This is a genomic window from Flintibacter muris (genome assembly GCF_943192995.1).
Lineage (GTDB): Bacteria > Bacillota > Clostridia > Oscillospirales > Oscillospiraceae > Lawsonibacter > Lawsonibacter muris.
On sequence record NZ_CALPCP010000058.1, the window covers coordinates 1 to 14,033 of the forward strand.

Below are 14,033 nucleotides of genomic sequence, written 5' to 3' on the forward strand. Positions count from 1 at the left end.
GACACCAAATCCGCCTCCACCTTCGTGGGCAACCACCACCTGCTCTCGGAGCGCCAGCGGCTGGCCCTGGCCCGGATCACCTCTCCCCGCGCCGCTCTGGAGGAGCGGGAACGGAAGCGGCTCCGGGAGGCCCCGCAGACCCTGGTGCTGGACGGCTTCAACACCATCATCACCCTGGAGGTGGCCCTGTCCGGCTCCCTGCTCCTGGAGGGGATGGACGGCGCCATCCGGGATCTGGCCGGACTGCGGGGGAGCTACCGCATCGTGGACAAGACGGTGCGGGCCGTGGAGCTTTTGCTGGATAGACTGGAAGTCCTGGAGGTCAAGGAGGCCCTGTTGTATCTGGACCGGCAGGTGTCCAACTCCGGCCGCCTCCGGGCGTTGCTGCTGGACAAGGCGGCGGAACGGAGCGTCCAGGTCCAGGTGGAGCTGCACCCCAGCGTGGACGGTGTCCTCTCCCGCCTGGAGAACGTGGTCACTACAGATGCCATCATTTTAGATAAGTGTGGAAGCTGGTACAACCTGAACCGGGGAATCATCGAGGAGGCTGTCCCGGAGGTGTGGGTCTTGCGGCTGAATGGACTGGACAGTAACGGGGTTCTGCTATGAAAACTGCGGTATTGAAAATGTTCCTCCTGGCTCTTTCCTCTCTTATGCTCTGCGCCTGCCAAGCATGTGACAAAGGTGTTGAGCCGGAGCAGGACCACCCAGCAGAAGTCCAACAGATCATCCAGGCATATTCCCCCATCATCACTGACTGCGATATAAAAAACGCTGAATTTTCGCTGATATATCTGGATGACGATGCAGTTCCAGAACTGGTGATCCTGGACAGATACTACAACAGATATTCCATTTACACCGTAAAGGACAGTTCTGCCGTTTGTCTGGTTGACCATATAACTACCGTAGAAATGTCCTACTATGAACACTGCGGTGTTATATCGGCATTTTACAGGTGGAATGGAGGTGGGGACGAAGGAAGCTATGCCAACGCATATTATCAGATAGATCAGCATTCGGAGCCACTGACAGATGACTCCATACCGGATTTTGAGTTTACTTATAATGCAGTTTATGATGAAAACGGCCAGTGGACTGGCACAGGAACGGTCAATTATTCCGCCAAGGGAGAGGAGATTGACGAAGCTGCCTATCATCAAATAGAGACCGACCTCAACATCTTGCAGACGGATGAAAGAAGTTGCTTTTCGGAAACCAGCGAGTGCTTCACAAAAGATGAACTCTTGCTGTACTTGGAGATGACAACAACTGTGGAGGCAACCTCATAATGAGCAAAGAAAAGGTTTTGAAACTATCATGGCGCATTCTTTTAGCTGGAATGTCCATACTTACGGTTCTATTCTTCCTTGATATTAAGTTCGTAGTATTGGGGATAAACATTCTTGTGTTGGATATGCTGACTGCCGGCATCGGGACCTTTATTCGTTTATGCAGGTGGGCTGGCCGTGAAAATACAGAAAAAAGGACACTCGCCGTACTTGCTGTAATGCTTATGGGAGTGTTTGCAGCGCCAGTTCTACTGTTTGGTCTGGGGATGTACGGTGGATGGCCTGAGTATGTTGAGGGAACAGAACCGCAGACACACCGTACTTTTGTGGTGGAGTATCACCGAAATATGCTTCAAAAGGGGACGGCAAAGGTATATGAGCGGTTCGGTCCTCTGCTATTCCCCTGTGGTGTACCAGAATACAGCGGGAATCTGACTCTTGATGAACTGGATGCAGAATATGCAAGTGTCTACATCAGCGAGGAACAACAAGCAATTACCGTTTCCCTTTTCATCTACGGACCAAGGTTTCATATACCGTTGGAACTGACCGGAAAATCGTCCACGTCCCCCGAACAGCTGCTGGCGGAGCAGCCCATAGACGACACCCACGACGCCTTCCTGATCGACACCGGCGGCAAACTCGGGACGCTGCTGGTGACGGCGGAGCTGGACAAGGAAGCCCCCACCAAGGATTGCCGCGCCACTGTGCGATTTACCGTTTGGGACCCCGACGCCATGGACGAGCCCCTTCAAACAATCATAGCGGCCACGAATATCTTCCTGGACTGGAGCATCATAGACGCAAACTTCGATGGCTATGCGGACTTCACCTGCACTTATCTTCGAGGGAACCAGCCCTATTACGATCACCTCTGGATTTGGTGCGAAGAACACCGGCAATTCGAGGGCGTCCCAGAGTACGACGAAATTTCTGTCCCAGAATTGGATGCGGAAACCGGGACCATCTACGGCTTTAACCGCAGCAGCGCCGGCGGCACAGGACTGCATACCTTCCACCAATGGATCAACGGAAATCTCACCTGTGTGCGCCAAATTCAGATTGACTCCGATTCGGCCAATACGGTTCGCATGTCTGTCCGGGACCGCGTTGCCGGTGAACTGGCGGAGATCTATCACGAAGATTTCCCTCTGGAGTCCGGCGGCTGGCAGGATGCGCAAACGGCGTGGCACGACCTGGACTACCACGGCGAGCCGGGCGGAATCTATGACATTTTCCAACAGCAGCCCGTAGATGACACCCACGACGCCTTCCTGGTGAGCACAGGCGGCAGGCTGGGCACGCTGCTGGTGACGGCGGAACTGGCTATGGAAAACAAGGATGAATTTGGAGCCCGCGACATCACCTTTTCCGTCTGGAACCCGGTTGATATGGAGCAGCCCATCCAAACATTTTCAGAGGAATTTATGATGGGCGTCGCACCGGAGTTTCATCATGTGGTGGACGCTGATTTTGACGGCTTTCAAGATTTTGGGTATCTCTTTCATGCAGGAAATCAACCATATTATCGACATTACTGGCTGTGGGACGAGGTGCAAGGTCAATTCCAATACTGTGCGCCTCTTGTAGAGATTTCACAGCCCGTATTTGACCCGGAGCGGCAGGTAATCACCGGCTGGGCACGCAGCAGCGGAGCCGGTGATGGCATCAACACCTTCCACCGCTGGGAGGACGGAGAGCTGGTTTGTGTGCGGCGGATCGAATCATTCTCACCGTGGGAGGAGCCAAGCATTGTCTGTGTGCAAGATCGGATCAATGGAGAACTCCAACAGGTCTATCGCGAGGAGTTCCCCTGGCCCGGCGAGGAGCCGGAAGGGCAGGAAGCGTGGCGGCAGGCACGCTATAAATGGTGCGATTTGGACTATCACGGAGAGCCATAACGATGGGGGAAATTGATTGTGTATGCGAGAAAGAGCCTGGCTGTCAGCTTGATTATATCTTTAACTATAATCATTTTGGGAGGCTGTCACGCACCATCAAAGCCAGAAATCGAATGGAGCAATCAGTGGGGGAACATCAGCGGAAACATTCTTGAGGACGGATACGTTGCCGCCAATGGAAACACCGTTTGCTATATGGGCCTAAATGAAGCAGCCGAAGCTCTGTATAGTCTCAGTGAAACTGGAGAGATTACGCTGATTTCCCGAAAAGCAGCTTACAACCTCAATATCGTGGATAATCAGGTGTATTTTACAAATGGATTACCCGGTTCAATTTGCCGCATTGATATAGATGGCACAAACTTCAAAACGCTTGTGCGGGGAGAATATCGGAATCTGTTTGTAAGCCAATCCCACATGGCCTATATGCAAGGGAGCAGTCTGGTGGTATCTGACCTCGCTGGAGAGCATACAACAGCCATTGCCTCTAATGTCCGCAGATTTCTTCCGTTTGATGATACGTTTTTGTTTATTACGGGCAACATGGAAGCCGGCGGCCTTTATCAAATCAATCCAGATGGAACAGAGCAGGAATGCCTGTTTGACAGACCAATTATATGCCTTTGCTCAAACAGCGAAGCGATATACTTCTCTGTTTCTAATGATGTGACCACCTTTGGAGCATCTGGTGGCAGCGTTTATCAGCTGAACAAAGAGAGGAAAGTCATGCAGCTACCAACAGAAATGGAATGCTGGGATATGAATGCAACTGATGAACATATTTTTTTCCGAAATCAAAGTGAGCAGGGTGCCCTATACCGCATGAATCTGGATGGCAGCAACATGATTTGTTTACTCCGCGAAAATTGCACCAATATTCATGTAATGGGAAATTCACTTGTATTTCGCATTGTTACTACTGGAAAAGGTGTGGACGCTGGATACTATGTCATGGGGCAGGACGGGAATGATCTGCGCCTGTTAGATAGTCAAACTGTGCCAAGCTGATGTGCAACATACAGATAAGCGCAGAAACGACACGATGATCGTTGTGGAGGAAAAGACGCTGTGGACAGGAAAGAGCATAAGACTTCCTATATAAAATGGATTGTCTTATTTATTTCGCTTTATGCAATTATCATCGCTATTGGTATTTGGGCCTCCCAACGTGATGCCCAGCGAGAAGCTGAACGCCAGTACGAATTTAATATTATTCAGTCCATAATAAAAGACGTTGCGCTCTATCAGGAAGAAGTGGAGAGCTGGGGCTATCAGGTGTCGGTACTGACACCTCAAGAGAAGCCGGAGGACGAAGCATTACAATACTATTATCGGAATTATTATCAACCGATTTTGATATTGACAGACGCAGACGGCGGAAAGTATTGTTTCTGTTATGGCTTTGATGGATATACCTCGATAGTGTCCTACACATCTATGGCCGAACAAACATCTGGTGAGTATGAGGAAGAACTAAAGACAGTTAGATTAGAATTGGCTAAGCGTAATCGACACCAAGCTCCATTTGAGGAAAACCTTAACGAAGTTGGGGTAAGCGCATATTATGATATACTCGTTGAGCTTAATGTTAAGACTTTTTCAGTAAGTGAGGGCAAGACGATTTGGGATAAAAGTGGTTTCTGGTGTACGAACTATTGTAGCAACAACTTTGTTGACTGTATGCGTTTTGGCCTTGGCGAAGTTGATGCAGAGGGAAACAGTAGGGACGCAGATTGTCATATTAAGCAAGAATATAGCGCAGAGCAACTTTTGGCATTTTATCAGCAAGGGCTTGATTTACAGAATCGCCTGATAGGGCTATATCAAAAATTTGTCCCCTGAGTAGTAGCAGCCCTGTTCTGCAATCTACCGCTCCCGCCTTTTCCGCAGAACGGTAGCCCGGAGACCGATGCACACAGCGCAGGGAACGCCTGTGACGATCATCCCAAAGACCGCCGCAACCAGGGCCTTGCCCTGTTCCTTCTCAGTGGGCACCATCTTCCACAAGCCAGTGTGAAGGTACAGCTGGAAGAACGCAAACAGCACCAGGGGTACCACGATGCAGAGATCAACGAAAATTCGGACAGCGGTTTTCATGGACGGACTCCTTGAAATGATACTGTGATCCGGTCCAGAGCACTCTGAGCCGGATTTTCTTGTGCGGAAGATTGGCGAACAGAGTAATATCAAAGCGGTTGTTCAGCCTGTTTGAACCCACCTGACTTTAGATGACAGTTTTCCAAATTTTATAAAATGACCCACAGCGTCCGCAGCTATTCTCAAATCATCTACCGCTTCCGATTTTAGAACAGGTGACTGTCCGCCAATTTTTGGCGGTGCAAACTCGGTCGTGTGGCTGTACTTTTCGTTATAGGACTGGTAATAAACATCATTTTCAAAATCTTGCAAGGCTAACGCCGCCCACCCGTCTTTTATGGCAGAGGTAAAAGTAACGATTTCCATATCTACATCCGCAGAAACTGTCACGCTGTTTGTCATACCGGCCTTTATATTCTTTGCAAGTTTTTGGAGCAATTCCTTGGTGATAAGTTTTCCTTGATACACTCGGCCATCCACAACAATTGCTTGTGCATAAAAACCATTTTCTCCTAAAGGCAGCTTCTTTCTGGAAAGATACAATGCAGGAGGAACGTCAGCTTCAGTTTCCGGCTCGACTGTGCGTACATTTGCAGAAATACTATCTATGACCTCATAGTGGAGTAAATTCCTTTTTGGTGGCAAGATTACCACTTCTAATTCAGACAATTCCAATAGCAGAGAACAATCTGCAAAATTTGTCCTGCTAACATCTAAGGTGGCAAGATGTCTGCATTTTTTCAAAAAGGAAAAGTCAGTGATTTCTGACGGAGGAAGCACCAAAGTTCTCAAGTTATCTAAATATTCAAGGTATGATCCTTCATAGAAATTTGTTGCACTTAAGTCCAGATATTTTAATTGTCTGCATTTCAATAAAAAAGAAAAATTCCAAATACAGACATGAGGAAATTCTAATTTTTCCAGATGTGGTAAGTCGCCAAGAATGCTCCAATCACCGGGGGTCGGTTGAAGCCATTCGGGAAACGAAGAAGTTGTTTTTGAAAAATCCTGTGCCTTCAATTCCGTAATGTGTTCAATATCCGCAAATAGTGCGGGATTTTGTCCGAGAGTATTATAAATCCATTGGAACAAGGTCGGATCAACAGACCGAGCCTCTATACAAACATTTTTCTTGAATCCATTTTGAATAAAGTTGGCTATGAAATCGTTGGCATCTTTTAGTGTATAGAAGATACACCAGCCGGTCTCCTCAATGGAAGAAAACGGTTTATCGCCTGTTACTGGGGCCGCTTCTGACATGATGCCATGATAAAGCAGCCCGCTTTGATATTCGTCTAAGATAGCGACACCACATCCGCCGCTATTCCAACCGTCAGGAAGACGCCTAAGCAAAGATTGAAACGGATTGAACTGGTCTGTGCCAATAAAATCGTCTTTGAATGGCGAAACATAGAGGTTTATGATATGATTGTGTAAAACAAGTTTTGAGAGCGTTTCTTTTCCGAGTGCAATGGCTTGTGCGCCCCTCAACTGAACAGAATAGGAATATCCGTCGCTGGTAGTGTATTTCTTCAATAATTCTGGTATCAAACTACCATCTTTTACAGAAAAAATCGCATATTGTGCATATAAATTCCCCATACAGTCTCCTCAATACCTGATAATGTCGATTTTCTCATATTATAGCGGTTCTGAGAGAACACTTCAAGCCTGGTTTGCTCCTAAAGATGAAAAGAGCGCCGCCCATGTCTATGACACAGGCGGCGCTTTTGGACTTATCTCCTATAAACGGTTCCACCAAACAGGCAGGGCCAGCGGGACTTTGCTTCCTTTATTGAATGAGGTAGCTGATAGAGAAGCCGGCACTGGTTTTCCCGATGTTTTTCACATAAAGAACATACTTGTCCTTTTCTCAGGAGACTTCACTCACGGAGATCCACTGGTACTCCATACCGTTGCTCTCAACCAATTTGACTTGGTACTCTGCGCCGTCTCCCAGCATCGTGCCTGCTTCGACCTCTCCCGCCAGAATGCTTTCTATGATAGGGAGATATTTCCACTTTACACTATTACTCCCTTTTGAGAGCAAAGATTTCTTGAGGGCAGCGTTGTCCTCATCCGCCCAAAACGCCCGCTCCTCTTCCGCTGTCTCAAAGAGCAGAATCTCTCCGGCCTCGACCTTTTTCAGAATCTCAGCCCATTCCTCCGGGGTGAATTTGCGTTCGTCCCCACGGTTCACCGACGCCAAGCCGCCCAAAGTGCTGTCGGTATCCTGCGGCCCAGCCTCCTGGTTGCTGCCCTCGGAAGCCGTGGGCTGGCCGGACGGCAGGGCAGAATCGCTCTCTTTCGCCACGGCCCCCGTTGTAAATCCGGTCGCCATGCCGAGGGTCAGGGCGAGGGCAAGCACGACGGCCAGCAACGATGTTTTCTTGTATTTCATAATAGCAATTATCCTTTCTTCTGCGGCGTTCTTACTAAAGTAGCTGTGCATGAAGGAGAAGGGACGGCCCCGCTCCGCCATATCGATCAGCGAATGGGCGTAGGACGCCCGCTCTGTCCCGCCGAAATGCCGCAGAACCATTTCATCGCAGGACAGCTCCAGGTCACGGTTGAGAAGAACCAGCATCACCCAGACCAGGGGATTGAACCAGTGGACGCACACCGCGCACAAAGCCAGCAGCTTCCACAGCGTATCAAAGCGGCGGATATGGACGTATTCATGGACAAGGATATAGCGAACCAGCTGCTCATTGTCCAAATCCATCCCCTGCGGGAAGATGATGCGCGGCCGCAGGATGCCGATGGAGGCCGGGGAGCTTACCTTGTCAGAGCGGACGATTGCCAGAGGCCGGAGCAGCCGGTACTCCTCCCGCCATTTCGTGATAACGGCGTGGTCTTCCACGGGAACGGCGGCTCTGAGTGCCCGGTAATTCTTTGCCAGCAGGACGGCAAATACCACAACAAGCACCACTGCGCCAACCATCCACAGGGCAGTCAGCGGAGGAATAGACAGGGCGGCTTCAGTCAATGCCGGAACCTGGGCCTGACCACCCCAGACTGTCACATAGCTGCCAGTGGGAACCGTCGTGTCCTCATGTCCCCAAAGTCCGGCAAACAGGTTGTAAACGCTCCACCTCGACGTGAGGGAAAAGGGAATCAGCAGCCTTGCGATGACAATTCCCCACAGTGCCAGAAAGCTGGCTTTAGGCAGCCGGTACAGCGTGATGGCGCGGACGATCACGATGGCCGCAATCAGCACCCCCGCCTGCACGCTCATTTGAACAATATCCATAGGCCCCCTCATTTCAGCTTTTCCACGATCCGCCGCAGGCCGTCAATCTCGTCGCTGGACAGCTTCTTCCCACTGACGTAGGCCGACAGGAACAGCTCCGCAGAGCCGTCAAAGAGCTTGTCGATCAGCTCCGTGGCCTCCTCCCGCTGGACGGATTTCCTGGATATGGCTGCTTGGCAGATAAACGGGTCACGTCGTTTCACCGCTCCTTTCTCAACCAGCTTCTTGGCAACCGTATATGTGGTGTTGCGCGCCCAGCCAATGCGGGCGTTCATTTTTTTTGCCAGTTCAACTGCGGACAGCTCACCTTCTCCCCATAATACATCCATAACCTTCAATTCAGCGTCTGTTAATTTTGTCGACATAGTAATAACTCCTTCTTGACTATGGCCATAGTCAAGAAGGAGTCTATCATAATCGTCAGGACTTGTCAATGACTATATTTATAGTCAAGATAAAAGTACGGATATCCGACTGGATATCCGTACTTTTACGTCTTTAGCTATTTGAGCAGCTTGGGATAGTCTGTCTTTCCGTTTACCACACGATAGATGGTCACCGTATCATCAATGAGCCGGTAAACCGCAACATAGGTCTTGGTCAGCACCAGCTTCCGGTAGTTCAGCGCCGCCAGCTCCGGGTCAGGGTGGATCGGCCCCAGCATCGGAAAGTCCTGAAGCCGTCCGATCTGCTCACGGATGGAACGATAGACCTCCTTGGCGGACGCCGGGCCAACCTGTTCGGCGTGGAACCGGACGATTCCCAGGATGTCCGTCTCTGCCGGATGCAGGTATGCCAGCTTATACCTTGCCATTCAGCAGCGCCTCCACTTCGGCGTCCAGAGCCTCCTGCGTGACAGCCGGCGCCCCCGCCAGACGCGCCGCCTCCGCCGCCAGGATGCTTGCCCGGTGCGCCAGCATCTTCTCCCGCTCCTCATACGCCTCAATGCTCATATAAACGCCATCGGCCTCGCCCTTGTTGGTGATGAAGATCGGTTCGCCGGACTCACGGGCCAGAAGTGAGATCTGCAAATATTCGTTGCGCAATGCGGTGGACGGTCTGATCGTCATATCTGCTCCCCCCTATGATTATTATGCCCTTAGTATATCATCTTCCTGATAGATATGCAAGCCCGTAAAGGGACGATCCGAAACAGCGGGATGAAGCACAGAGAAAAGAGATCTACCGCTCCGTGATGTTCAGCCGACGCAGGGAGGCTTTTAACGCAAGAACGGTGTCGGTGATCAGCTTGACTTCCTCATCGCTGCAATCCGCTACCAGCTCCCCCAGCCAGCTGTCCCGCACAGGCCGGGCCTGCTCCACGTCCATGCACAGCAGCTCGTCCATAGAACAGCCCAGTGCGTTGACAATATCCACCGTGACCTGAAGGCTGGGGATACTGTTGCCGGTCTCAATGTGGCTGATATGCGTGACCCCTACCCCAGCGGCCTCCGCCAGCTTCTCCTGCGTCAGTTTCTTCTCCAGGCGTACCGCACGAATGCGCAGCCCAACCGTTTTATAGTCAATCATACCGCAAGTATCCCCCGAATTTTTAGATACTTGTATTGTAAGTGCAACTTGGCTATGTTATAATAACCTATAAGTGCAACCGACTTTATAGGCATAGTTACGAAGAAAAAACGGACCAGGATGGAGGATAAAATGAGTACCTGCTTTTTCATTGGCCACCGGGACGCTCCGGACAGCATCCTCCCCTCCCTGTCCGCCGCGATAGAGACACGCATCGTGGAGGATGGCGTGGATCAGTTTGTGGTTGGCAATTATGGTAGGTTTGACTTGCTGGCGGCACAGGCCGTCCGGAAGGCGAAGAAGCAGCACCCGGATATCCTGTTGTTCTATCTGCGGCCCTACCATCCAGCGGAGCGGTCCTTTACTCCCGCCGGTTTCGACGGCTCCTTTTATCCGCCAGGGATGGAGACAGTCCCGCGGAAGCTGGCAATCGTCCGGGCCAACCGATACATGGTGGACAACAGTCAGTTCCTCATCGCCTACGCCCGATACACGGTCAGCAATGCGTGGGAGCTGACCGAGTACGCCTGGAAAAGAGAGAAAAAGGGCCTGATTCATGTAGAAAATCTGGTGCAAGTATGAACTTCCCGCCACATTTTGCGTCTGATACAATAGACGTAAATAGCAGTTGAAATTTTTTTGAAAAATTGCTGTAAGGTTTTCTGGTTCTTTGCTGTCTTATAAGATGAAGGGACCTTCAAAAGGACAGAGAGGTGGGATCGCATGGAAGATCGCCAAATTGTAGAGCTGTACTGGCAGAAGAACGCGGACGCTATATCCGAGACATCCAGCAAATACGGGGCCTACTGCTTCACCATAGCGGATCACATTCTGAACAACGCGGAGGACTCCGAGGAGTGCGTCAACGACACCTGGCTCCACGCCTGGAACGCGATGCCGCCTCAGAGGCCCAATGTGCTGCGGATGTTCCTGGCAAAGATCACCCGCAATCTGTCCGTCAACCGCTTCAACGCCCGCAGCGCGGAGAAACGCGGCGGCGGGGAGATCATCCTTGTTCTGGATGAACTGGCGGACTGTCTTGCCGGCGGGACAGATGTGGAGGCGGAGTACGAGGTTCGGGAGCTGGAGGAGTGCATCCGGCGCTTTGTTCGGGGCCTCCCGGAGCGGGATGGAAATGTGGTCGTGCGCCGGTACTTTTTCACCGAGCCGGTGGCCGCTATCGCTGAACAATACGGGCTGACGGAAAACAATGTCTCGGTGATCCTCAGCCGGGCCAGGAAGAAACTCAGGCTCAAACTTGCGAAAGAGGGGTATTTATGAGAACCATAGACCTATATCATGCGTTCCATGCAGTCGATGACGATATTCTGGAACGCAGCGAGGCCGCTATCGGTCGGCGGAAAAAGAATGGTTGGCTGAAATGGGGAACGATCGCCGCTTGCCTGTGCCTATGTGTAGTTGGGGCAATCTCCATCTTTTATCCCAAGGGTGGCAGTCAGGATTCGATAGTGCAGGCCATCGCCGCACTCGAATTTAATGGATGCTATTATGAGGTCTGTGATATAGAATCGGTGCTTGAATCTTGTGGCTTGCCCAACAAGATTACTGCTGAAATGGCAGGGGAGCATCTTGCTTATCTGAAACACAATGACGGCGCTGGATATGAGGAAACTGCAAAACAGACAGATATTGAGTTGTACCAGTATGCCCCTTCTCCATGCAGAGGCGTTTATGTGGTTCGGGATGGAGAAAACTATATGGCTGCACTGTTTTGTAATTTTCGTCTGTTCGATAGTAATACAAATGTGGAATTATCAGAGCTGTATCGTGTCTATGGGGTCGATGGAGCCGAAGATATTTCCATTATCGCCCATATAGAATCCAAGCCGGGAACAGAAGCTGTTGTCAACGGCACTGTAACAGACGCAGAAGCTATTGCAGAGTTCTATGAACACACAACATCTTTAGCAAGTTTCGGGAATGACGACTTCCAAGCTATCATGTTTAGCAATATTCCCAAAGAAGATAAGCCCGCTGCACATACCGCATTTGCAGATGATGCGATAACTTTGAGGATTGAAACCAAAACTGGCTTGCGTTTCAATCTGCGGGTCTATCCCAGCTATGGATGGATATATGGCCCTGGCACACTGTCTTATTATCAAATGGATGAAGGGATCTTTAGTTGGTCTGAAAAATATTCATTTGAAGGATATTCAAATTAACAGAATTTCTATCCCCACCCGGCAGACCATCGCCTGCCGGGTGGCCGCACTGCCCTCTAAAAAATTTCTCAAAAAAATTTGCCGCAGCGTGTAGTATTTTCCGAAAAATCCATAGTAGACAGTTGAGGGACAGAAAGGAGGGATACACCGATGGATGACAACGCCATCATAGAACTGTTCTTGGCCCGGTCGGAGCAGGCGATCCGGGAGCTGGACGGCAAATACGGCAAGGTCTGCCACAGCCTGTCCTACAACATCCTGCACAGCCGTCAGGACGCGGAGGAGTGCGTGAACGACGCCTACCTGGGAACCTGGGACGCCATCCCGCCGGCCCGGCCCAATCCGCTGCTGGCTTTCCTGTGCAAAATTGTCCGCAATCTCTCCCTCATGCGGTATCACGGGGACAGGACGGCCAAGCGGGGCGGCGGGAGCTACACCGTGGCTCTGGAGGAGCTGGAAGGCTGTCTGGCCTCGCCCCGGACTGTGGAGGGGGAGCTGGAGGAACAGGAGCTTGTCCGGCTGATTGAGGATTTTCTGGAAGCCCTGTCCCCGGAGAACCGCGTCCTGCTCATGCGCCGTTACTGGTTCTCCGACAGCTATGGGGAGATTGCGGCGCAGACGGGCCTATCGGAAAAGAACGTGTCCGTCCGGCTGACCCGTATCCGAAAACAACTGCGGCACTATTTTGAAGAAAGGGGGGTTATGCGATGAACGCAGCACAGTTTTCCTATGCGCTGGGAAAAGTCAACGATAAGTACATCATGGAAGCAATTACCTATGAGCGCAAAAAGAAAAGCGGCTGGCTGAAATGGGGTGTGGTAGCGGCTTGTTTGTGTATTATAATCAGCCTAAGTGTTATTATTTTGCATCAAGATGAGTCGGAGCTGCTCACCACCGGAGGCCATTTAGAAATTATAAACGTTGAGCTGACCGAATGGCAAAGTGATGGTTTCAAATCCGTTGTAGTTGGCACGGGTAATAGCAGTATATTCCCGACTGGCGCAGAATTAACCGTTGTTTTTAGAGAACACCATACAGAAATCGTGATTGATGATGGAAGAAGCTATGGTTATGGCGAAATTCAAACAAGCGATATTGAATGGCCGGTAGGCTCTATCATTGAGGTTAGCTTTGGTGTCTATGAGAAATATGACGCTGACAGAGGATATGAAAATAAGGTCTATGCATATCGTGTTGAGTTAGCTCCCCAATAAATCCATATTTATGATCCCAGTCCATCTAAGCCCCCATTGATGTTCCATCAGCAGAGGAAAATGAACAACGTCCTGACAAGAGTAGTTCTTCAACCCAATACTCAGATAGTATCTCAGGAGCCATCATCCCTGGCTTCGACCTGGACGAACCCAGCGAACCCGACACGCCAAATGGATGAAGGTCCCACCACTCCCTATGCGGAAGATGTACCCATTTACAGGCCGCCAACGTGGGATGATGCTGCTTCTGAACCACGGGTTCCAAAGCAGCATCATCCCAGGCAGGTCGAAGCCTATTCGCGAGCAGTGTCTGGAGGGAGCAAATACAGTTTTATCGTTATCATAATAACGCCTTTTACAACTGTAACCACTATTCCCGCAAGCCTTAACTTTTCAGGCTACAAGCCGATATAAGAGTTAGGAATATTTTCCGTAAAAATGTGGGAAAAGGGGTTGACAAACGCTATGTTTTGTGCCACCATTAAGCAAGCAAGCAAGCAAGCAAGCAAGCAAGCAAGCAAGCAAGCAAGCAAGCAAGCAAGCAAGCAAGCAAGCAAGCA

At 50.5% G+C, this 14,033-nt stretch carries 17 protein-coding genes; 10 read left to right on the plus strand and 7 right to left on the minus strand.

The annotated features are described in order from the left end of the window. From NFS22_RS21580 to NFS22_RS21600, 5 genes are all read left to right on the plus strand, one after another. The coding region (locus NFS22_RS21580) for a DUF434 domain-containing protein (protein ID WP_251319739.1) at window positions 1-609 on the plus strand (609 nt) is incomplete at its 5' end. Continuing rightward, the gene (locus NFS22_RS21585) at window positions 606-1,292 is read left to right on the plus strand and encodes a hypothetical protein (RefSeq protein ID WP_251319740.1); all 687 of its coding nucleotides are present in this window, start codon (window positions 606-608) and stop codon (window positions 1,290-1,292) included. The genes NFS22_RS21580 and NFS22_RS21585, both read left to right, overlap by 4 nt. A 347-nt stretch (window positions 1,293-1,639) precedes the next feature. Then, window positions 1,640-3,193: an XAC2610-related protein gene (locus tag NFS22_RS21590; protein ID WP_251319741.1), complete on the plus strand. Its 1,554-nt coding sequence runs from the start codon at window positions 1,640-1,642 to the stop codon at window positions 3,191-3,193. A gap of 18 nt (window positions 3,194-3,211) precedes the next feature. Beyond that, the gene (locus tag NFS22_RS21595; RefSeq protein WP_251319742.1) at window positions 3,212-4,201 is read left to right on the plus strand and encodes a DUF5050 domain-containing protein; all 990 of its coding nucleotides are present in this window, start codon (window positions 3,212-3,214) and stop codon (window positions 4,199-4,201) included. A 60-nt stretch (window positions 4,202-4,261) separates the two neighbouring features. Further along, window positions 4,262-5,035, plus strand: coding sequence for a hypothetical protein (locus NFS22_RS21600; protein ID WP_251319743.1), 774 nt, complete (start codon window positions 4,262-4,264; stop codon window positions 5,033-5,035). A 24-nt stretch (window positions 5,036-5,059) separates the two neighbouring features. Here NFS22_RS21600 and NFS22_RS21605 read toward each other — a convergent pair whose 3' ends face one another. The 7 genes from NFS22_RS21605 to NFS22_RS21635 form a co-directional block, all read right to left on the minus strand. Continuing rightward, entirely contained in the window at window positions 5,060-5,290 is a 231-nt protein-coding gene (locus NFS22_RS21605) for a hypothetical protein (protein WP_251319744.1), read from the minus strand. Window positions 5,291-5,392: 102 nt separating this feature from the next. Beyond that, window positions 5,393-6,892 (minus strand): leucine-rich repeat domain-containing protein, encoded by a 1,500-nt coding sequence (locus NFS22_RS21610; RefSeq protein WP_251319745.1) that lies wholly within the window; start codon window positions 6,890-6,892, stop codon window positions 5,393-5,395. A 271-nt stretch (window positions 6,893-7,163) separates the two neighbouring features. Then, entirely contained in the window at window positions 7,164-8,543 is a 1,380-nt protein-coding gene (locus NFS22_RS21615) for a M56 family metallopeptidase (RefSeq protein ID WP_251319746.1), read from the minus strand. An 8-nt stretch (window positions 8,544-8,551) separates the two neighbouring features. Then, the gene (locus tag NFS22_RS21620) at window positions 8,552-8,908 is read right to left on the minus strand and encodes a BlaI/MecI/CopY family transcriptional regulator (RefSeq protein ID WP_251319747.1); all 357 of its coding nucleotides are present in this window, start codon (window positions 8,906-8,908) and stop codon (window positions 8,552-8,554) included. A gap of 137 nt (window positions 8,909-9,045) precedes the next feature. Then, window positions 9,046-9,357 carry a type II toxin-antitoxin system RelE/ParE family toxin gene (locus NFS22_RS21625; protein WP_251319748.1) on the minus strand — a complete coding sequence of 104 codons (312 nt, stop codon included), beginning with the start codon at window positions 9,355-9,357 and terminating at the stop codon, window positions 9,046-9,048. Further along, window positions 9,344-9,613 carry a type II toxin-antitoxin system Phd/YefM family antitoxin gene (locus NFS22_RS21630; protein WP_251319749.1) on the minus strand — a complete coding sequence of 90 codons (270 nt, stop codon included), beginning with the start codon at window positions 9,611-9,613 and terminating at the stop codon, window positions 9,344-9,346. The genes NFS22_RS21625 and NFS22_RS21630 overlap by 14 nt, the downstream gene beginning before the upstream one ends. A 112-nt stretch (window positions 9,614-9,725) precedes the next feature. After that, entirely contained in the window at window positions 9,726-10,073 is a 348-nt protein-coding gene (locus tag NFS22_RS21635; RefSeq protein WP_016323186.1) for a helix-turn-helix domain-containing protein, read from the minus strand. A gap of 132 nt (window positions 10,074-10,205) precedes the next feature. On the opposite strand from NFS22_RS21635, the gene NFS22_RS21640 reads away from it, so the two are divergent. From NFS22_RS21640 to NFS22_RS21660, 5 genes are all read left to right on the plus strand, one after another. After that, window positions 10,206-10,655 carry a hypothetical protein gene (locus tag NFS22_RS21640; RefSeq protein WP_251319750.1) on the plus strand — a complete coding sequence of 150 codons (450 nt, stop codon included), beginning with the start codon at window positions 10,206-10,208 and terminating at the stop codon, window positions 10,653-10,655. A 141-nt stretch (window positions 10,656-10,796) separates the two neighbouring features. Next, window positions 10,797-11,354 carry an RNA polymerase sigma factor gene (locus NFS22_RS21645; RefSeq protein ID WP_251319751.1) on the plus strand — a complete coding sequence of 186 codons (558 nt, stop codon included), beginning with the start codon at window positions 10,797-10,799 and terminating at the stop codon, window positions 11,352-11,354. Continuing rightward, a complete protein-coding gene (locus NFS22_RS21650) occupies window positions 11,351-12,259 on the plus strand; it encodes a hypothetical protein (protein WP_251319752.1) in 909 nt (302 codons plus the stop codon). The genes NFS22_RS21645 and NFS22_RS21650 overlap by 4 nt, the downstream gene beginning before the upstream one ends. A 150-nt stretch (window positions 12,260-12,409) precedes the next feature. Next, the gene (locus tag NFS22_RS21655; protein ID WP_251319753.1) at window positions 12,410-12,970 is read left to right on the plus strand and encodes an RNA polymerase sigma factor; all 561 of its coding nucleotides are present in this window, start codon (window positions 12,410-12,412) and stop codon (window positions 12,968-12,970) included. Then, entirely contained in the window at window positions 12,967-13,473 is a 507-nt protein-coding gene (locus NFS22_RS21660) for a hypothetical protein (RefSeq protein ID WP_251319754.1), read from the plus strand. Before NFS22_RS21655 ends, NFS22_RS21660 begins: the two co-directional genes overlap by 4 nt. Window positions 13,474-14,033 lie beyond the last annotated feature (560 nt).